Here is a 19,903-nt window from a genome sequence, read left to right as displayed (position 1 = left end):
TCTCGCCATGACCACCCTGCCCGCCCTCACCGCCGCCATCACGCCCGTCGACGCCACGCTCGAACCCACCCTGCGGGCCCTGCTGGACGGCAAGGCCAAGCCGCCGGGGTCGCTGGGACGGATCGAGGACCTGGCGGTGCGGATCGGCTTGATCCAGAACCGGCCGGACCCGCGCATCGCCCGCACCGATCTCTACGTGTTCGCCGGCGACCATGGCCTGACCCAGGAAGGCGTCTCGGCCTATCCGTCCAGCGTCACGGCCGCCATGGTCGGGCTGTTCCTGTCGGGCCGCTCCAGCGTCAGCGCCTTCGCCCGGGCCTCGGGCGTCCGGGTCCGCGTGGTCGACGCCGGGGTCGACGCCGACCTGCCCGACCATCCCGACCTGATCGCCGCCAAGATCGCCCGCGGAACCCGCAACGCCGCCCGCGAGCCGGCCCTGACGCCGGAGCAGGTCCTGGCGGCCCTGCTCAGGGGCGCCGACATCGCCCGCGCGGCGGCCGCCGACGGCGCGGACGTCATCGCCCTGGGCGAGATGGGCATCGGCAACACCGCCTCGGCCGCCCTGGTCATGCACCGCCTGGCCCCCGCCCCGCTCGACGCCTGCGTCGGCCTGGGTACGGGGCACGACGCCGAGGGCCTGGCCCGCAAGCGCGCCGCCATCGCCCGCGCCGCCCAGCGCTCGGACGCGACCCTGCCCCTGGACGTCCTGGCCCAGTTCGGCGGCTGCGAGATCGCCATGATGGCCGGCGCGGTGCTGGGCGCGGCCTCGATGCGGCGGGTGGCGCTGGTCGACGGCTTCATCAGCACGGCCGCGGCCCTGGCCGCCGTCCGCCTGGTCCCCGCCGCCCTGGACTATTGCGTCTTCGCCCACGGCTCGGCCGAGCGCGGCCATCCGGCGATGCTGGCCGCCCTGGGCGTCCGGCCGCTGCTGGACCTGGACCTGCGGCTGGGCGAAGGCACCGGCGCGGCCCTGGCCGCCCCGCTGCTGGCGGCGGCCGCCAACCTGCTGACCGACGTCGCCGCCCTGGCCGACGTCCTGGCCGGCGGCTAGACGGGTCGGGGCCGATGCCGCGTCAGCTGAAGCTGTTCTTCTGCGCCGTGCAGTTCCTGACCCGCCTGCCGGCCCCGTCGTTCGCCGACTTCCAGCCCGACTGGATCACCCGCGCCGCCCGCTACTTCCCCCTGGTCGGGATCCTGGTGGGCGCGGTCGGGGCCGGCGTGCTGCTGGCGGCCGGACAGCTGTGGAGCGGCGTCCTGCCGGCCCTGCTGGCCGTGGCGTCGGGGGTGCTGGTGACCGGCGGCTTCCACGAGGACGGCCTAGCCGACACCGCCGACGGCCTGGGCGGCGGCCAGACCCCGGCCCGGCGGCTGGAGATCATGAAGGACAGCCGGATCGGGACCTACGGCGTCCTGGCCCTGGGCCTGGTGCTGGCGATCAAGGTCGCCGCCCTGGCGACCCTGCCCCTGGCGACCGCCGCCCTGGCCCTGGTCGCCGCCCACGGCGCCGGCCGCGTCGCCGCCGTGGCGGTCATGGTGCTGGGCCGTCACGTCAGTGACCGCGACGACGCCAAGTACAAGCCCGCGCCGGACGGGGTGCGCCCCTTCGAGCTGCTGATCGCCACCGGGCTGGGCCTGTGGCCGCTGGCGCTGCTGGGCTGGCCGGGCCTGGCCGGGGCGGCGGTCGGGACGGTCCTGGCGGCGGCCCTAGCCCTGACGGCCCGGCGACTGATCGGCGGCCACACCGGCGACGTTCTGGGCGGGATCGAGCAGGCCTGCGAGCTGGGCGTGCTGCTGGGCGTCTCGGCGCTGCTGGCGGCGCCATGACCCTGCTGGTCTGCCCGCTCAGCCAGGTCGAGACGGCGCGGGCCCTGCACCGGCCGTCGCACCTGATCAGCCTGCTGTCGCCCACCGACGACAAGGCTTGGCCCGTGTCGGAGGCCGACGACGCCCACCTGCGCCTGGCCTTCCACGACATCACCGAGCCCCGCGAGGGTCTGATCGCTCCCGACGCCGCCCGGGTCGCCCGGCTGCTGGACTTCGCCGCGGGCTGGGACCCGGCCCGGCCGATGCTGGTCCACTGCTGGGCCGGGGTCAGCCGTTCGACGGCGGCGGGTTTCATCATCGCCTGCCAACGCGCGCCCCAGCGGTCCGAGCGCGACATCGCCCAGGCCCTGCGCGCCGCCGCGCCCTACGCCACGCCGAACCGACTGTTGGTCAGCCTGGCCGACGCGGCGCTGGGCCGGGCCGGCCGGATGTCGGCGGCGATCGCCGAGATCGGCCGCGGCGCCGAGACGTTCGAAGGCGCGCTGTTCGAGCTGCCTCTTGGCAACGTCTAAGACGCGGGCCTTTCGACGCGCACGCGATAGGTGATGGCGTCCGTCGAGACCGCATCGACCTGGATGGCCAGGTCGCGGATCTGGATCGCCTTGAGGTCGGCGGGGAAGCGTTCCCGCTGCCCCATGGCGGGATGGATCAGGTCATCCACGCCGTAGCCTCGCACCTCGAACGTCATCTCTCCGGCGTCCAGGCCCTCGAAGGTGACGTCATAGACGTCGCCGGCGCTGGCCGCGGGATAGTCCGCCGCCTTGGGAACCTCGATCCCCTTGGCGTAGTCGCGTGGCGGGACCAGGGGCTGGCCCGTCTTGGCCGTCTGGCGGCGGCCGAAGGTTTCGGTCCCCGGCGCGGTGGAACGGACGATCGGCGTGGCCGGATCGGCGGCCAGACGCTCGTACACCGCGCGGGGCGCTTCGTCGTCGGCGGCGATCAGGGCGTCGGCGAAGGTCCGAACATCGATCGCGACCGCGAAGGCGCCCGCCGCTTCCCGGGCGCCGGGGTCGGCGCAGACGAAGTTCAGCTCGGCCTCGCCCAGGGTGCTGGGCTCCACCGCCGCCAGGACGGGCTTGGCCAGGCTGTCGACATCGATCTGGCGGTCGTCGCGATCATAGCGGACATTCATCCCCCACCCGCCACGGGCCTTGGCGCAGTCGGCCGCCATATAGCTCTTGGTCATGCGCACGCCGTCCTCGGCGCCGTCGACGATGACCTGGGTGTTCCAGTAGGACAGCAGGCCGCGTTCGCGCGTGATCGACGCCACGTCGACCAGCATCACCCGGTCCTGGCCCTGGTTGACGTACCACCACTCCGCCGCGCCCGCGGGGTCCACGCCCAGCGTCGCGACGGCGGTCAGCGCCAAGGCCAGCGCCGCCGACGCCCGGTTCCGAAAGATAGGGGCGTCGTCCATGGCGGTCTCCAAGGTCAGGCGGCGCTAGAAAGCGTCCGGATATCGGGAAGTTACGACCCCGACTTCGCGTAACGCGTCGCCACCGGATCGTAGCGGTCCCAGACCTGGCCGTCGCTGACGGAGCGCAGCAGCTTGACGTACTCGGCGTGCGACCAGGCCAGGGGTGTAGCTGAGTCGGTGCCTTCGCCGCGAACATAGCCGTGCGGGTTGGGGCCGATGCCGTCCCAGACCTGTTCGGGGATCAGCAGGCCCTCGTTGGCGAACAGCTCCATGGCCTTGACGTAGCGGTCGCGGATCCTCCGCACCGCCGCCACGTCCGGCTTGCCGTTCAGGCCGGCCAGGGCCAGTTCGTAATGGCCGCGCTCGCCGGTGAAGATCGGCCAGACCCGGCCGCGCTGGCCCGGGCTCATCTGGCCGCCGACGCCGTAGTTGGCGCCGGTCCTGGCGTCCTCGCCATAGCCGTCGACGTCGTAGCGCCGCCAGCCCGGAAACTCGCCCGCCACGCCCGGGAAGGTGAAGTCGTAGCGCACCCGGTAGAGGTCCTCGCGCGTGGTGTCGTCCAGTTCCGGCAGGCTGCCGACGATGGCCGGATCGTCGGCCCGGCGCACGCCGTAGCGGACCAGCTCCAGGAACCCGCCGTCGACCACCTGGTCCTTGGGCGGGGCGATCTGGCCGTTGGCGGCGCCGATCGGGGCGTGGTCGTTGGGGTCCTCGTTCTGGTTCAGGCGCACATAGTAGGTCCCGTCGCCGAACGGCCCCTTGGTGGTGACCATCCGCGCCTCGACCTTGGCCGAATAGGCGTCGGCCGTGGCGCGATAGCGGGCCGCGCCGGCCGTGTCGCCGGCCAGCTCGGCGATGTCGCCCGCCGTGACCAGGCCGGCGATGGTCGCGGCCGTGGTCGAGGGCGAATGGCCGCCCTGCTCCTCCCAGCGCTCCTGCTGGGTGAACGGCGGCTTGATCGTCTCGTGGTTCCAGCCGATCCCGACCTTGCCGCCGCCGACCAGGAAGTCGGCCGCCGGCTTGATCATCTTGCCGTAATAGACCTTGAGGTCCGCCTCGGGCAGCCAGCCCAGCTTCCACAGCTTCCAGCCCAGCATGATCGGCATGGCCGTCTGGTCCAGCTGCACGCCGACCCATTCGGTGGTCCCGTCGACCCAGGTCTTCTGCAGGAACCAGCCGCCGACGCCGCTGTTGCCCTTGGTGTCGGCCTTGACCTGCACCTGCGGCAGGTAGTGGAAGGCGGCCAATGGGGTTTCCTTGTCCCCCAGCGCCGCCAGGGCCATGGCGCACTGGTAGAAGTCGCGCGGCCAGACGGCCTTGTAGCCGGTCGAGGGCTTGGACGCGTCGACGGTGTCGCCCCACGGATTGGACAGCGAGGCGATCAGGGCGCCGGCATAGGTGCGGTCCTCCTGCACCTTCAGCATCAGGGCGCTGGCCTGGACCAGCTTGCCGCCGTCCTCGGAGGCCTCGCGCAGGCGCGGCAGCTCGGTCAGCGAGGCCAGATAGTCCTCCCAGCCGACGCGGTCGCCCTCGCCATTGTAGCGGGCCAGCACCTCGTCATAGCCGGTCTTCAGCGTGGCGGCGGCGGCCTTGTCGGCGGCCGCCGCGTCGCCACCGAAGCCGATGGCGAAGTCATAGGTCGCCTCGCCCGAGGCCTGGCGCGGCAGCTGGGCGGTCAGGACGATCGCGCCCTGGGCCGAGGCGGCGCCGGCCGGGGTCGCGGACTTCACGGCCGCCAGGGCGTCGGCGCCCAGCGGCGCGGCGACGGCCTTCACGAACGGCTGGCCGCCCTTCAGGCTCAGGAACGCCTTGCCCTCATGGGCGGTCAGGGCGGCGGGGCTGGCCGCGCCGGTGTCGCCGCCGCCGGTGTTGGCCATGTGCGGCTCCAGCACCAGGAACGGCGTCACCGGTCCCTTCAGGGCGCGGATGGTGACCCGCACGAACAGGGCGTTGCGGTCGGGGTCGGTGAAGATCCGCTTCTCGATCTCGAACCGGCCCCGCCGGTCGGTGGTGGTCACCTTGTAGGCCGGCGACAGCGGCCGGCCGGCGGCGTCGAGATGCAGATATTCGGTCTTGCTGGTGGTGTCGGCGCCCTCGACGGCCAGGCCGGTCGCGGTCTTCACGGCCACGCGGAGCTGCTTGATCTGAGCCTCGTGGATCAGGCCGTACATGGTCTCGGTCAGGGTCCCGTCGGCGATCGAGAACCACACCTTCGACACCGCGCCGGTCGGCCCGCCGTCCTTGTAGGCGCCGTCGACATAGGCCTCGTACGACGCGCCGACACCGGTCTTGGCGGCATAGGCCCAGGTGGTCGGGGTCTCGGCGCGAGCGACCGCGCCGAGGGCCGTCGCGGCGACCGAGGCCAGGGCGAGCATCTTCAGGCAACGCATGGAACTACCTCATGAAAGGATGGCGTCGATCAGGACGCGGATCAGGCTTTGGAAAGCGCTTCGGGCGACGACGCCCTGGCCGGCGACGCCTTGGGCTCGCCGATGTCGCGGACCCGGAACACGCAGGCGGCGGCCGCCAGCATCCCGGCCGCGCCCAGCCCCAGGGCCCAGATCGCCTCGCCGCCGAAGAACGCCTTGAGCAGCAGGCCCAGCAGGGTCGCGGCCAGCAGCTGCGGGATGACGATGAAGAAGTTGAAGATGCCCATATAGACCCCCATCTTCGCGGCCGGCAGCGCGCCCGACAGGATCGAGTATGGGGCCGACAGGATCGACGACCAGGCGAAGCCGACGCCGATCATCGGGATCCACAGCAGGCCCGGCTCGCGGATCAGCGGGAACGCCGCCAGGCCCAGGCCGCCCAGGCCCAGGCACAGGGCGTGGCAGGCCTTGCGGCCGACGGCGCGGGCGACCAGGGGGATCACCAGGGCCGCCAGGGCCGCCACGCCGTTGTAGATGGCGAACAGCACCCCCACCCAGTCGGCGCCGTCGTTATAGGCCCGCGAGGCGGTGTCGGCGGCGTGATAGTGGAAGGCGGCGACGGCCGGCGTGGTGTAGATCCACATGGCGAACAGGCCGAACCAGGAGAAGAACTGCACCACCGCCAGCTGCTTCATGGTGGCCGGCATGCGGAACAGGTCCTCGACCACTTCGGAGAAGCCGTTGGCGGTCCGCCCGGCGCGTCGCAGCAGACCGGCCACGACCTGCGCCAGGCCGAACAGGCCGATCATGCCGGCCAGCACGTAGAGCTCCTTCTCCAGGCGCGTGGCGAAGATCGCGGCGGCCAGCAGCAGGCCGGCCAGCGTCCAGGCCAGGCCGCCGACCAGATAGGCGCGGACGGTCCGGGTCGGCGCGTCTGCCGCCGTCGGCGTCCCGCCCTTCAGGGCCCGCTCCGACGCCTCGAAGGCCGCCAGTTGCTCGGGGCTGTATTCGCGGGTGGTGAACACCGTCCACAGCACCGACAGCAGCAAGCCCGCCGCCCCGGCGTAGAAGGCGATGTGCACCGAAGGCGGCGCGCCGCCGCCTTCGGCCACGTTGCTGACCGAGAACCAGTGGGTCAGCATCCATGGCAGGGCCGAGGCCAGCACCGCGCCCGCGCCGATGAAGAAGCTCTGCATGGCGTAGCCCGCGGCGCGCTGCTCGTCGGGCAGGTTGTCGCCGACGAAGGCCCGGAACGGCTCCATGGTGATGTTGATCGCGGCGTCCATCACCCACAGGGCGGCCGCGGCGATCCACAGCACGGGCGCGTTGGGCATGACCAGCAGGGCGGCGCTGGTCAGGATCGCGCCCCAGAAGAAGTACGGACGGCGCCGGCCCAGGCGCCCCCAGGTCTTGTCGCTGAGATAGCCGATGATGGGCTGGACCAGCAGGCCGGTGGCCGGGGCGGCGATCCACAGGATGGCCAGGTGGTTCACCTCGACGCCGAGGCCCTGGAAGATTCGCGAGGTGTTGGCGTTCTGCAGGCCGAAGCCGATCTGGATCCCGAAGAACCCGAAGCACATGTTCCAGATCTGGAAGATATTCAGCCGGGCCTTGGTCGCCATCGCTCCCCCTTCAAGCTCCGTTGGCCGGAACTTTGCGCAAACTTTTTCAGCGCTTTGTACGGGCGCATTTGCGCATGCGCCGATCCCGCTGGCAACGGAATTTCCGAGTGTTGGCGGGATTATGACGCCATCATTGTCGGAAGCATCGCGCCCGGACCGGCCAGGAGCGGCGCGCCAACGGTCGCCGAAGCGCCAAGAAATTGCAGAAATTTTCAAGACCCCGGCGAGCGGTGTCCGCCGCCCCCGGCGACGGCGCTTGAAAACCACCGCCCCGGCGCCTTAACAAAGGTCTGAAAAGATTTGCGGCAAATTTTGCAGCAACGGGCGACGGACGGGGCGGGACAGTGACCAAGGGCGCGACGCGGCTGGAAGACCTGGCCAGGCTGGCCGGCGTATCGATCTCCACGGCCTCTCGGGCGCTGAACGACAGCCCGGCCGTCAACACCCGCACCAAGCAGCTGATCTGGAAGCTGGCGCGCGAGATGGACTATCCGTTCCGGCGCTACATGCCCGCCGGCCCGATCGGCGCCGAGGGCACGATCGCCATCGTGGTGCCCCGCCCGCAGGGCCGCGAGGGCCGGCTGTCGGACCCCTTCTTCCTGGAACTGCTGGCCGGGGTCGGCGAGGCGGCGCGCGAGCGCGGCTGCGACCTGATGATCAGCCACGTCGCCCCGACCAGCTTCGAGGACCTGTCGGCGGCCATGACCACCAGCCGCGCCGACGGCGTGATCTTCCTGGGCCAGAGCTGGCTGCACACCGCCTTCAACCGGCTGGCCGAGACCGAGGGCCGCTTCGTGGTCTGGGGCGCGCAACTGCCCGACCAGGCCTATTGCTCGGTGGGCTCGGACAACCCGCTGGGCGCCAGGCGCGCGACGCTGCACCTGGCGCGCCTGGGCCGCAAGCGCATCGTCTTCCTCGGCGACACCGAGGCGCCCGAGGCCATGCAGCGCCACCGCGGCTATCTGGACGCGGTCGAGCAGTTCGGCCTGGGCGTCGATCCCGAGCTGATCGTGCCGGCCCATTTCGAGGTCGAGTCGGCCGAGGCCAGCGTCGACTCTCTCATTCAGCGCGGGGTGAAGTTCGACGGCGTGGTCGCGGCCTCCGACCTGATCGCCCTGGGGGCCATCCGCGCCCTGCAGCACGCGGGCCTGTCGACCCCGCGCGACGTCTCCGTGATCGGCTATGACGACGTGCCGTTCGCCCGCTATTCGCGTCCCGCGCTCAGCACCATCTCGCAGGACACCGCCAAGGCGGGCCGGCTGATGGTGTCCAAGCTGCTGGACGCCAGCGGCCAGGGCGCCAGCCGCTCGGAGCGCGTGCCGACCGACCTGATCATCCGCGAGTCCTGCGGCGGGTAGGCGTCCCCGTGGCGAAACACTAGCTTCTGACGGCCACCAGGCCCGCCATGGGCGGCAGCGCGCCCTCGCCCGCCAGGTTGACGCCCTCGACGATCCGCCAGCCGGCCGGCGGCTCCCAGGCCACGGTCTCGAAGCCCAGGTTGAAGGCGCACAGCACCGGGTCGACGCCCTCCCCGCGCAGGAAGACCAGCAGGGGCTCGGGCGCGTCGACCAGGGCCATGTCGCCCGTCCGCAGGCCCGGCAGCTGGCGGCGCAGGGCCACCACCCGGCGGGTCAGGTTCAGGGTGGAGTCGCCGTCGCGCTCCTGGCGGTCGACGGCCAGGTCGATGTGCGACGGATCGATCGGCAGCCAGGGCTCGACCTTCGAGAAGCCCGCATGGGCGGCCACGGCGACCCAGGGCATCGGCGTGCGGGCCCCGTCGCGTCCCAGGGTCTCGGGCCAGTTGGCGATCGCCTCGGGATCGCGCAGCCGGTCGTAGGGCACCTCGGCCTGGGGCAGGCCCAGTTCCTCGCCCTGGTAGATGAACACGTTGCCGCGCAGGGCGACCAGCAGCAGCAGCGCCATCTCGGCGAAGGCCTTGGGATCCCGGCCCCGGGCCCAGCGCGACACCGCCCGCGGCGCGTCGTGGTTCGAGAACGTCCAGGACGGCCAGCCCTGCCCTTCCCCGCCCGGCCACATGGCCGCGCCCTGCCGGATCAGCGCCGGCGCCAGGGTGTCGGCGTAGAGGTAGAGGAAGCCATAGGCGCTGTGCAGGCGGTCGGGGCCCTGGGTGTACAGCTTCATCTCGCTGTCGGCCCGCTCGCCCCCGACCTCGGCCACCAGGAACCGGCCGCCGTACGACTCGCCCAGCTGGCGCAGCCGAGTGAGGAAGGCCGGGATGTCGTCGTGCGACTGGTTGTGGAAGTGGTGCTGGAAGTCGAACGGCCGGGTGCGCTTGCCCTCGCCGTCCAGGATCGGCGGATTGTCGGTCAGGGCCTGGTCGTGCATCGCGAAATTGATCGCGTCGAAGCGGAAGCCGTCCACCCCGCGCTCCAGCCAAAACCGCGAGGCGGCGACCAGGGCGTCCTGGACCTGGGGGTTGTGGACGTTGAGGTCAGGCTGGGCGGAGAGGAAGTTGTGCAGGTAGTACTGGCGACGGCGCGCGTCCCAGGTCCAGGACGGCCCGCCGAACACCGACTGCCAGTTGCTGGGCGGCGAGCCGTCCGGCTTGGCGTCGGCCCAGACGTACCAGTCGGCCTTGGGATTGGTGCGATCCTGGCGGCTGGCCTTGAACCACGGGTGCTCATCGGAGGTGTGCGAGAACACCTGGTCGATGATCACCTTCAGGCCCAGGGCGTGGGCCTTCTCGATCAGGCGATCGAAGTCGGCCAGGGTCCCGAAGATGGGATCCACGTCCTCGTAGTTGGAGACATCGTAGCCGAAGTCCTTCATCGGCGAGGTGAAGAACGGCGACAGCCAGATGGCGTCCACGCCCAGGGAGGCCACGTGCTCCAGATGGGCGGTGACGCCCGGCAGGTCGCCCACCCCGTCGCCGTTGGAGTCGGCGAAGCTGCGCGGATAGATCTGGTAGATCACCGCGCCGCGCCACCAGTCGCGGTCGTGGGCCCGGTCGACGGACGGCTTTGAAAGGGTCTCGACCGTCACTGGCCAACCTCCGAAACGCAAATCGTGTAATCGAGCGGGCCGATCTCGACCCGATAGCTGCCGGGGGCCGTGGCGGCCAGGGGGCAGGATCCGTGGGCGGATCGCCAGGTCCGCGAGGTCGCATCGACCTCGACCTGGGCGGCGATCGGCGTCAGGCCCGTATTGAACGCCACCAGCACCTCGCCGGCCCCGGTCGTCCTGGACACGGCGAACAGGCCCGGCTTGTCGCCGGCGGCCCGCACGACCTGTCGACCGCCGCGCAAGGCCGGCTCGGCGGCGCGCAGCCGCGCCATGGCCGAGATCGCCTGGTAGAGCGCCCCGTCGGTCCTGAAGTGGTCGCCCGCGGCCGAAGCGCCGTCGACCAGCCTGGCCGCGCCGTAGGCCGCCACCCGGGTCGCGAACATGTCCTGGCGAGCGTCCTTGTCGCCGCCTTCCCCCGCCAGTCCCTGCTCGTCGCCGTAGTAGAGGACCGGGACGCCGCGGGTGAACATCAGCAGGGCGTGAGCCAGGACCACGCGACGGGCGATCTCCTCGCCCGAAGCCTCCGGATGGGCGGCGCGCACGAACCAGCCGATCCGGCCCATGTCGTGATTGCCCAGGAAGGTCGGCAGCTGCAGCGCGGCCGTCTCGCCGCCCTCATAGAGCGCGTCCTGCGCGAACAGGTGGGCCAGGGCCTCGGTCCCGGCCTTGCCGTTGACGACGTCGGCCACCGCGCGCTGGAAGGCGAAATCGAGCACGGCCGGATAGCCGTCCACCCGCGTGAACCTGGCCAGCATTCCGGGTTCGGTTTCCGCCACCTCGCCGAAGATGTGGAAGTTCGGGATCCCCTTCGCCCTGGCCCGGGCCAGCATGGCCGGCACGAAGGCCCGCCAGAACTCGGGATTCACATGGCGGGCGGTGTCGATCCGGTAGCCGTCGATCCCGAAGTCGTCGATCCACTGGCCGTAGATGTCGATGAAGCCCTGCACGACACGCGGGTTCTCGGTGGCCAGGTCGTCCAGGCCCGAGAAATCGCCATAGGTCGAGCTCTCGCCGACGAACCGGCTGTTTCCGCGGTTGTGGTACCAGATCGGGTCGTTCAGCCAGGCCGGCTTCTTGACCGTCGCCTCCGCCTCGGGGACGTAGGGCGCGTAGGCGAAGTCGGCTCGCGTCAGCCGCGCGAAGTTCCGGGCCGTCCGCCGCCCCGCCTGGTCCCCGAGGAAGCCGTCGTTGATGGCCGCGCCCGCGACGCCGCCCTGGCGGACGAAGGGATAGTCGGCCTTGGAACGGTAGTCGCAGCCGGTCGCCGGGCAGCCGCGATACTGGATGACGTCAGCGGTGTGGTTGGCGACGATGTCCAGATAGACCTTCAGGCCGCGCGCATGGGCGGCGTCGACGAAGGTCTTCAGCTGGGCCCGCGTGCCGAAGTGCGGATCCACGTCGGTGAAGTCGGTGATCCAGTAGCCATGATAGCCGGCCGACTCCTGGCCGGGCGAGCCCTGCACCACCTTGTTCCGGAAGATCGGCCCCAGCCAGATCGTCGTCGCGCCCAGGCCCTGGATATAGTCGAGCCGGGCGGTCAGGCCGGCCAGGTCGCCGCCGTGATAGAACCCCTTGTCGGACGGATCGAAGCCGGTCTTCAGGCGATCGCCCGCCAGGCCGCCCCGATCATTGGCGGCCTCGCCGTTGGCGAACCGGTCGGGCAGGACGAAATAGATCACCTCGTCGCTCGGCGGACGTTCGAGATAGGCGGCGCGCGCGGCCGGCGCGGCCTGAGCCCCACCGGCCCCGATCATCACGGCGGCGACCAGCGCGGCCCGCACCGATCGACTCACCCATGCCCTCCCGATTTCCACGCGCCCCGTCCCTCTGGCTTGCGAAGACCGGTCGATGCGGCGCCGATCCTTGATTTGCAACAATTTGCAGAACCCTCGCAGCGTGTCAATCGGCGCTTAAGCGGAGCCGGAAACCCATAGATCATCACGAAAAGTGGACAAAACTCCCTCGAGTGTCGAACCCAGAACGCCGCACATGACATTTTGTCCATTTTTGCAGTTGCAATTCCGGGCAATTGTTTGCAGTAATTTTCACAACGAAGCTTGGATCATCGCGGCGCAACCGCGGGAGCCGATTGGGAGGGAGCCCCTGATGACGACCAATTCCATGCCGCGCCGAACGCGACTGATGAGCGGAGCCGCCACTGGCCTCGCCCTGCTGCTGACGGCCGCCGGCGCCGCGCGGGCCCAGGAAGCCCCCGCGCCGAGCCCCGACACCGTCGAGGAAATCACCGTCACCGGCATCCGCGCGGGCATCGAGAACGCCATCGCGCTGAAGAAGTCCTCCAGCTCCATCGTCGAGGCCGTGTCGGCCGAAGATATCGGCAAGCTGCCCGACACCTCGATCGCCGAATCCCTGGCCCGCCTGCCCGGCCTGACCGCCCAGCGCCTTGACGGCCGCGCCCAGTCGATCTCGATCCGCGGCCTGGGTCCGGACTACAACACCGTGCTGCTGAACGGCCGCGAGCAGGTCTCGACCGGCGACAACCGCGGCGTCGAGTTCGACCAGTATCCGTCGGAAATCCTCAGCGGCGTGCTGGTCTACAAGACCCCGGACGCCGCCCTGATCGGCCAGGGCCTGGCCGGCACCGCCGACCTGCAGACCATCCGCCCGCTGAAGTACGGCAAGAAAGTCCTGTCGGCCAACGCCCGCTACGAGTTCAACAGCGAGGACAAGCTGAACCCGGACGGCAAGGACACCGGCCACCGCCTCAGCGCCACCTTCGTCGACCAGTTCCTGAACGACACCCTGGGCGTCGCCATCGCGGTCTCGGACATCTCGACCCCGACCCAGAGCCGGCGCTTCAACGCGTGGGGCTATCCGACCACCGCTTCCGGCGACCTGGTCATCGGCGGGGCCAAGCCGTATGTGCAGTCCAACAACCTCAAGCGCACCGGCGTGATCGGCGTGCTGGAATACAACCCGACCGACAAGTTCCGCACCTCGCTCGATCTCTACTATTCGAAGTTCCGCGAGAAGCAGATCCTGCGCGGCATCGAGCTGCCGCTCTTCTGGAGCTCGGCCACGCTGCAGCCCGGCTACACCGCCCAGGACGGCCTGATCACCAACGGGACCTACACCGGCGTGAAGGGGGTCATGCGCAACGACCTCAACACTCGCCGCACCACGCTGAAGTCGGCCGGCTGGAACATCGCCTACGACACCGACAACGGCTGGACCCTGGCGGCCGACCTCAGCCATTCGGACGCCAAGCGCACCGACGTGATCTTCGAATCCTATTCCGGCACCGGTCCTTCCGGCGTCGGCGCCACCGACACCATGACCTTCAACACCACGCCGGGCGCGGGCACCACGTTCGGCTCCAGCCTGGACTACACCGACCCGACCCTGTTCATGCTGACCGACCCGCAGGGCTGGGGCGCGGGCGCGGCCGGCGGGGCCCTGACCCAGGCGGGCTTCTACAACACCCCCTCGATCAAGGATGAGCTGAACGCCATCCGCCTGAGCGCCAAGCGCGACCTGGCCTGGGGCCCCATCAACAAGGTCGAGTTCGGCTACAACGCCAGCCGCCGCGAGAAGTCCAAGGAAGTGCACGAAAGCTTCCTGACCTTCGGCGGCCGCATCGCCGACGGCGCGCCGCTCAGCCGCGCCATCCCCAAGGAAGCGCTGCTCGGCACGGTCAGCCTCGAGCTGATCGGCATCAAGGCCATGCTGGCCTATGACCCGACCTACCTGCTCGACAACGGCTACTACACGCTGGTCGCCGACCAGAACCCGGCCGTCCAGACCCGCAACTGGGCGGTGAAGGAAGACGTGCAGATCGCCTACGCCAAGTTCAACATCGACAGCGCGGTCGGCGGCATCCCGGTCACCGGCAACACCGGCCTGCAGGTGGTCCATACCGACCAGTCCTCGACCGGCACGCGCGTCAATCCGGCCGACACGGCCCACCCCGCCAATAACGACGGCGGCGACAAGTACACCTATGTGCTGCCCAGCCTGAACCTGACGTTCGACCTGAGCAACGAGACGTTCCTGCGCTTCGGCGCGGCCCGCACCCTGGCGCGGGCCCGGATGGACGAACTGCGCGCCAGCCAGTCGTTCAACATGAACGCCGGCAACCTCACCTCGACCGACCCGAACAATTCGTACTTCAGCACCGAAGGCGGCAATCCGGCGCTGCGCCCCTACATCGCCGACGGCGTCGACCTGTCGCTGGAGAAGTATTTCGGCCGCTCGGCCTATATCTCGGCCGCGGCCTACTACAAGAAGCTGTCGAACTTCGTGAACTCCAGCTCTTCGCACCTCGAGGACTTCTCGGCCTTCGTGCCCCTGCTCAGCCCGGCGCAGCAGGCGGCCCTGGGCACCACCCAGGGCCTGGCCAAGGGGCCGGAGAACGGCAAGGGCGGCTACATCCGGGGCATCGAACTGTCGGCCTCGATCCAGGGCGACATCTTCTTCGAACCCCTGCGCAACTTCGGCCTGATCATCAGCGGCTCGTACACCGACAGCTCGGTCAAGCTGGACGAGAACTCGGCCCCGATCGACATGCCCGGCCTGTCGAAGAAGGTGATCAACACCACGTTCTACTACGAGAACAACGGCTTCAACGCCCGGATCAGCAATCGCTATCGCAGCAAGTTCCTGGGCGAGGTCGCCGGCCTCAGCGCCGCGCGGATCTATCGGACCGTCGACACCGAGTCCGTGCTGGACGCCCAGATCGGCTACGAATTCCGCCAGGGGCCGCTCGAGGGCCTGTCGATCCTGCTGCAGGCCAACAACATCACCGACGAGCCGTTCAAGACCTACGAGAACGGCGATCCTCGCCGGACCGTCGACTATCAGAAGTACGGCACCACCTACATGGTCGGGGTTTCGTACCGGTTCTAGACAGATCCCTCCTGCACCTCCCCGCCGGCGCGTCCGGCGGGGATTTTCTTTTGCGGATGGGCGAAGGGCGAGGCTCGGGATGACCGACAACAGGATCAGGTCCGTGATCGTGGTCGGCGGCGGCACGGCGGGCTGGATGAGCGCGGCGCTGCTGGCCCGGGCGCTGGGCGACACGGTCCGCATCCGGCTGGTGGAATCCGAGGCGATCGGAACCGTCGGGGTCGGCGAGGCCACCATTCCCCAGATCCTGCGCTTCAACGCCTTCCTGGGCCTGGACGAGAACGCCTTCCTCGCCGCCACCGAGGGCACGATCAAGCTGGGGATCGAGTTCGTCGACTGGCGCGCCCCCGGCCAAGCCTACATTCACGCCTTCGGCGAGATCGGACGCTCGCTGGGCGCCGCCCCCTTCCACCACTACTGGCTGGAGGGGCGGCGGAGGGGCGACCGCCATGCGCTGTGGGACTACAGCCTGAACGCCCAGGCCGCTTTGGCCGGACGTTTCGATCGCGCGGTCCGCAGGAGCGGCGGCGGCGGCGAACCGCTGACCTACGCCTTCCAGTTCGACGCCGCGCTCTATGCCCTTCACCTGCGCGGCTACGCCGAACGCCTCGGCGTGACGCGCACCGAGGGCAGGATCCTGAACACGACGCTGCGCGAGCCCGACGGCTTCGTCGCTTCGGTGACGCTGGACAGCGGCGAGGTCGCCGAGGGCGACTTCTTCATCGACTGCTCGGGCTTTCGCGGCCTGCTGATCGAACAGGCGCTGAAGACCGGCTACGACGACTGGTCCGACCTGCTGCCCTGCGACCGGGCCGTCGCCGTGCCCACGGCCAATGTCGGGCCGCCCCGTCCCTACACCCAGGCCATCGCCCGCCCCGCCGGCTGGCAATGGCGGATCCCGCTGCGGCATCGCACCGGCAACGGCCACGTCTTCTGCAGCCGCTTCGTCAGCGAGGACGAGGCGACGGCGCAACTGATGGCCAATCTCGAAGGCGAGCCGCTGGCCGAGCCCCGGACCCTGACGTTCGTCACCGGCCGCCGCAAGCGGTTCTGGAACCGGAACGTCCTGGCCCTGGGCCTGGCCAGCGGGTTCATGGAGCCGCTGGAATCGACCAGCATCCACCTGGTCCAGTCGGGCCTGTCGCGCCTGCTGAACCTGTTCCCGGACAAGAACTTCGCCCAGCGAGACATCGACGAGTACAATCGCCAGGCGGGCCTCGAGTTCGAGCGCATCCGCGACTTCCTGGTGCTGCACTACTGGGCCAACCAGCGCGACGAGCCGTTCTGGAAGACGTGTCGCGAGCGGGCCGTTCCCGCCGAGCTGACCCGCAAGGTCGAACTCTTCCGCACCCACGGCCGGCTGTTCCGCGAGCCCGACGACCTGTTCCTGGAGGCCAGCTGGCTGCAGGTGCTGATCGGCCAGGGCGTGACGCCGGCCGACCGCCATCCGATGGCCGGCCAGCTCACCGACGACCAGCTGCTGGGCTTCCTGGCCGACCTGCGCAAGATCACCGCCGACGACGCGGCCGCCCTGCCCCACCATGGTGACTTCCTCCGTCAGCAGCGCGCGGCCCGGTAGCTTGCCACCGGTCGCCCGGCCATGCTCATTCGGCCCATGGTCGAGACCCTGTCCCACAAGCAAGCCCGCCGCATCGCCCTGGCCGCCCAGGGGTTCGCGGACAAGCGCCCCGCCAAGCCGACGCGACGCCACCTGATCGCCCTGATCGAGCGGCTGGCCGTGCTGCAGATCGACAGCGTCAACGTCGTCTCGCGCTCGCACTACCTGCCGCTGTTCTCCCGCCTGGGCGCCTATCCGCGCGCCCTGCTGGAGGACCTGGCCTGGGGCAGGACGCCGACGCTGTTCGAGTACTGGGGCCACGAGGCCTCGCTGATGCCGCTGGACCTGCAGCCTCTGCTGCGCTGGCGCATGGAGGACGCGCGCCAGGGCGTCGGGGTCTGGAAGGGCGTCGCCCGGTTCCTGACCGAGCACCGGCCGTTCATCGACAAGGCGCTGGCGGCCATCCACGAACGCGGCCCGCTCTCGGCCGGCGAACTGGAGCTGGGCGAGCGCGGCCAGGGCGGCTGGTGGGGCTGGAGCGAGGCCAAGCGGGCGACCGAGTGCCTGTTCTGGGCCGGAGAGCTGACCACCGCCACCCGACGCGGGACGTTCGAGCGCGTCTACGGACCGCCCCAGGACGTGCTGCCCGAGGCGGTGTGGTCCGCGCCGACCCCGTCTCGCGCCGAGGCCCATCGCGTCCTGCTGCGCCGCGCGGCCCGGGCGATGGGCGTGGCCACCGAGCGCGACCTGCGCGACTATTTCCGCATGGGGGTGGCCGACGCGCGCCAAGGCGTCGCCGAACTGGTCGAGGCGGGCGACCTGGCGCCGGTGAGCGTCGAGGGCTGGGACCAGCCGGCCTATCTGGCGCCCGACGCCCGGCGGCCGCGCGGGATCACCGCCAACGCCCTGCTCTCGCCGTTCGACAATCTGATCTGGTTCCGCGAGCGGGCCGAGCGATTGTTCGACGTCCGCATCCGGCTGGAGATCTACACCCCCGCCCCCAAGCGCATGCACGGCTACTACGTGCTGCCGTTCCTGCAGGGCGAGGCGATCACCGCCCGGGTCGACCTGAAGGCGGACCGCAAGGCGGGCCTGCTGCGGGTGCTGTCAGCCCATCGCGAGCCGACGGCGAACGCCGCGACGCCCGCCGCCCTGGCCGCCGAACTGCGGCTCATGGCCGGGTGGCTGGGCCTTGCCGGCGTCACGGTTGCGGCCAGCGGCGACCTGAGCCCGGCCCTGGCGGCGGAAACCGCCAACGATTGACTTTGGCGGGCCAAAGCCTATTTATCCCCAGCTTCGGAGCAGGTCAGGCGAATCCGCGCCACCCGTTCGCCCAAATACGGGTGGCTCTGAATTTCAGCCAGAATGACATGACAGAATTTTCCGAACTCGGGCTTTCGCCCACGACCCTTCAAGCGGTCGCCGACACCGGCTATACGACCGCCACCCCGATCCAGGCCCAGGCGATCCCCGTCGCCCTCGCCGGACAGGACGTCCTGGGCATCGCCCAGACAGGCACCGGCAAGACGGCCGCCTTCACCTTGCCCCTGATCGACAAGCTGATGACCGGCCGCGCCAAGGCGCGCATGCCGCGCGCCCTGGTCATCGCCCCGACCCGCGAACTGGCCGACCAGGTCGCGTCCAGCTTCGAGAAGTACGCCAAGGGCACCAAGCTGTCCTGGGCCCTGCTGATCGGCGGCGTGTCGTTCGGCGACCAGGAAAAGAAGCTGGACCGCGGCGTCGACGTGCTGATCGCCACCCCCGGCCGCCTGCTCGACCATTTCGAACGCGGCAAGCTGCTGATGACCGGCGTGCAGTTCCTGGTGGTCGACGAAGCCGACCGCATGCTGGACATGGGCTTCATTCCGGACATCGAGCGCATCTTCAAGATGACGCCGCCCAAGAAGCAGACCCTGTTCTTCTCGGCGACCATGCCGCCGGAAATCACCCGGCTGACCAAGCAGTTCCTCAAGGATCCGGTGCGGATCGAGGTCGCCAAGCCGGCCACGACCAACGCCAACATCACCCAGCTGCTGGTCAAGGTGCCGTCGTCCGATCCCAAGGCCAAGCGCCTGGCGCTGCGAGCCCTGATCGAGAAGGCCCAGATCGAGACCGGCATCGTGTTCTGCAACCGCAAGACCGAGGTCGACATCGTCGCCAAGTCGCTGAAGAGCCACGGCTTCGACGCCGCCGCCATCCACGGCGACCTGGACCAGAGCCAGCGCATGAAGACCCTGGCGGCTTTCCGCGACGGCTCCCTGAAGATCCTGGTCGCCTCGGACGTCGCCGCGCGCGGCCTGGACATCCCGGCCGTCAGCCACGTCTTCAACTACGACGTCCCCCACCACGCCGACGACTACGTCCACCGCATCGGCCGCACCGGCCGGGCCGGGCGTTCGGGCATCACCTACATGCTCGTCACCCCGTCGGACGACAAGGGCTTCGACAAGGTGGTCAAGCTGATCGGCTCGACGCCGCAGGAAGAAAAGCTCGACCTCGACTACTCCAACGCCGTGACCGTCCGCCGCGAAGGCGACAGCAAGCGTGGCGGCCGTGATCGCGACCGCTCGCGCGGCGGTGAACGGGGCCGCGACCGGGATCGCAACCGCGCCCCGACCGAGCCCTCGGACGTCGCCACCGCCAACCTCGAGGCCGCGATCGCCGGCGAGCCGATCCCGTCGGCTCCCGGCGAAGCGCTGACCAAGCGCCCTGCCCGCGTCCGCAAGCCGCGTGGCGAAGCGGCGCCGTCCGTCGCCGCCGAGGCGCCGGAAGCCGACACGCCCGCTGGCGAGAAGCCCCGTCGCGATCGTGGCGGTTCCTCGCGCGACCGCGGCCGCCAGCCGCGCGTCGAACAGGACACCCTCGCCGAGCCGCCGGCCGTCGAGGCCGCTCCGCCCGCCGAACGGACCTCGCGTCCGGAACGCGCCGAGGGCGACCGTCCGGCCCGCCGTGAACGCGGTCGTGATCGCCGTCCGGAGCGGACCGAACAACCCCGCGCCGAAGCCGAACGCGCGCCTCGGCCCGAGCGCGCCCCGGAACGCGCCGAAGCCGAGCGTTCCCCGCGCCCCAACGCCCCGTTGCCGGTGCGTGGCGTCCAGCCGGTTCGTGGTCGCGAAGACGACGACGATCGTCGCGTGGTGGGTTTCGGCAACGACACCCCGGCGTTCCTGATGCGCGCCCCGCCGCGCCTGGCGCCGGTCAGCGACAGCGAGGACTAGGATCC

12 protein-coding genes and 1 pseudogene are annotated in these 19,903 nt (G+C 70.3%); 8 read left to right on the top strand and 5 right to left on the bottom strand.

What is annotated here, in order from left to right; translation table 11 throughout:
• Positions 1-7: 7 nt before the first annotated feature.
• From cobT to AC07NX_RS03605, 3 genes are read left to right on the top strand one after another with little or no spacing between them, the layout of a single operon-like run.
• Complete coding sequence (gene cobT, locus AC07NX_RS03615) at positions 8-1,051, top strand: nicotinate-nucleotide--dimethylbenzimidazole phosphoribosyltransferase (RefSeq protein ID WP_494639206.1); 1,044 nt, start codon at positions 8-10, stop codon at positions 1,049-1,051.
• Positions 1,052-1,065: 14 nt separating this feature from the next.
• Complete coding sequence (gene cobS, locus AC07NX_RS03610; RefSeq protein WP_494639205.1) at positions 1,066-1,824, top strand: adenosylcobinamide-GDP ribazoletransferase; 759 nt, start codon at positions 1,066-1,068, stop codon at positions 1,822-1,824.
• Entirely contained in the window at positions 1,821-2,336 is a 516-nt protein-coding gene (locus AC07NX_RS03605) for a tyrosine phosphatase family protein (protein WP_494639203.1), read from the top strand. The genes cobS and AC07NX_RS03605 overlap by 4 nt, the downstream gene beginning before the upstream one ends.
• Here AC07NX_RS03605 and AC07NX_RS03600 read toward each other — a convergent pair.
• The 3 genes from AC07NX_RS03600 to AC07NX_RS03590 are packed head-to-tail and all read right to left on the bottom strand — an operon-like array spanning position 2,333 to position 7,232.
• On the bottom strand, positions 2,333-3,241 hold the full coding sequence (locus AC07NX_RS03600; RefSeq protein ID WP_494639201.1) for a hypothetical protein: 909 nt from the start codon (positions 3,239-3,241) through the stop codon (positions 2,333-2,335). The two genes, AC07NX_RS03605 and AC07NX_RS03600, sit on opposite strands and share 4 nt — an antisense overlap.
• Before the next feature lie 50 nt (positions 3,242-3,291).
• A complete protein-coding gene (locus tag AC07NX_RS03595; RefSeq protein ID WP_494639199.1) occupies positions 3,292-5,631 on the bottom strand; it encodes a glucan 1,4-alpha-glucosidase in 2,340 nt (779 codons plus the stop codon).
• 41 nt (positions 5,632-5,672) lie between these two features.
• Complete coding sequence (locus AC07NX_RS03590; protein WP_494639197.1) at positions 5,673-7,232, bottom strand: MFS transporter; 1,560 nt, start codon at positions 7,230-7,232, stop codon at positions 5,673-5,675.
• A gap of 298 nt (positions 7,233-7,530) precedes the next feature.
• On the opposite strand from AC07NX_RS03590, the pseudogene AC07NX_RS03585 reads away from it, so the two are divergent.
• Positions 7,531-8,590 (top strand): annotated as a pseudogene (locus tag AC07NX_RS03585) (LacI family DNA-binding transcriptional regulator).
• Between the two features lie 19 nt (positions 8,591-8,609).
• On the opposite strand, the gene AC07NX_RS03580 reads toward AC07NX_RS03585, so the two are convergent.
• Positions 8,610-10,235, bottom strand: a complete 1,626-nt coding sequence (locus AC07NX_RS03580) for an alpha-amylase family glycosyl hydrolase (protein ID WP_494639195.1) — start codon at positions 10,233-10,235, stop codon at positions 8,610-8,612.
• Positions 10,232-12,010, bottom strand: coding sequence for an alpha-amylase family glycosyl hydrolase (locus tag AC07NX_RS03575; RefSeq protein ID WP_494639555.1), 1,779 nt, complete (start codon positions 12,008-12,010; stop codon positions 10,232-10,234). The genes AC07NX_RS03580 and AC07NX_RS03575 overlap by 4 nt, the downstream gene beginning before the upstream one ends.
• 352 nt (positions 12,011-12,362) lie before the next feature.
• On the opposite strand from AC07NX_RS03575, the gene AC07NX_RS03570 reads away from it, so the two are divergent.
• The 4 genes from AC07NX_RS03570 (at position 12,363) to AC07NX_RS03555 (ending at position 19,898) form a co-directional block, all read left to right on the top strand.
• Complete coding sequence (locus AC07NX_RS03570) at positions 12,363-15,122, top strand: TonB-dependent receptor (RefSeq protein WP_494639193.1); 2,760 nt, start codon at positions 12,363-12,365, stop codon at positions 15,120-15,122.
• Positions 15,123-15,201: 79 nt separating this feature from the next.
• The gene (locus AC07NX_RS03565; protein ID WP_494639191.1) at positions 15,202-16,701 is read left to right on the top strand and encodes a tryptophan halogenase family protein; all 1,500 of its coding nucleotides are present in this window, start codon (positions 15,202-15,204) and stop codon (positions 16,699-16,701) included.
• 21 nt (positions 16,702-16,722) lie between these two features.
• Positions 16,723-17,943, top strand: a complete 1,221-nt coding sequence (locus AC07NX_RS03560; protein ID WP_494639189.1) for a winged helix-turn-helix domain-containing protein — start codon at positions 16,723-16,725, stop codon at positions 17,941-17,943.
• Between the two features lie 107 nt (positions 17,944-18,050).
• Positions 18,051-19,898, top strand: a complete 1,848-nt coding sequence (locus AC07NX_RS03555; protein ID WP_494639187.1) for a DEAD/DEAH box helicase — start codon at positions 18,051-18,053, stop codon at positions 19,896-19,898.
• The last annotated feature ends 5 nt before the right edge of the window (positions 19,899-19,903 follow it).

It is taken from the genome of Caulobacter sp. GW821-FHT09A05, from assembly GCF_059418465.1.
This window is presented reverse-complemented; position numbering and strand designations above follow the sequence as displayed.

Coding starts and splice junctions, on each gene's coding strand:
- cobT (WP_494639206.1), top strand. CDS start 8: ATGACCACCCTGCCCGCCCTCACCGCCGCCATCACGCCCGTCGACGCC.
- AC07NX_RS03555 (WP_494639187.1), top strand. CDS start 18,051: ATGACAGAATTTTCCGAACTCGGGCTTTCGCCCACGACCCTTCAAGCG.
- AC07NX_RS03595 (WP_494639199.1), bottom strand. CDS start 5,631: ATGCGTTGCCTGAAGATGCTCGCCCTGGCCTCGGTCGCCGCGACGGCC.
- AC07NX_RS03565 (WP_494639191.1), top strand. CDS start 15,202: ATGACCGACAACAGGATCAGGTCCGTGATCGTGGTCGGCGGCGGCACG.
- AC07NX_RS03605 (WP_494639203.1), top strand. CDS start 1,821: ATGACCCTGCTGGTCTGCCCGCTCAGCCAGGTCGAGACGGCGCGGGCC.
- AC07NX_RS03575 (WP_494639555.1), bottom strand. CDS start 12,010: ATGATCGGGGCCGGTGGGGCTCAGGCCGCGCCGGCCGCGCGCGCCGCC.
- AC07NX_RS03590 (WP_494639197.1), bottom strand. CDS start 7,232: ATGGCGACCAAGGCCCGGCTGAATATCTTCCAGATCTGGAACATGTGC.
- AC07NX_RS03600 (WP_494639201.1), bottom strand. CDS start 3,241: ATGGACGACGCCCCTATCTTTCGGAACCGGGCGTCGGCGGCGCTGGCC.
- AC07NX_RS03570 (WP_494639193.1), top strand. CDS start 12,363: ATGACGACCAATTCCATGCCGCGCCGAACGCGACTGATGAGCGGAGCC.
- cobS (WP_494639205.1), top strand. CDS start 1,066: ATGCCGCGTCAGCTGAAGCTGTTCTTCTGCGCCGTGCAGTTCCTGACC.
- AC07NX_RS03560 (WP_494639189.1), top strand. CDS start 16,723: ATGCTCATTCGGCCCATGGTCGAGACCCTGTCCCACAAGCAAGCCCGC.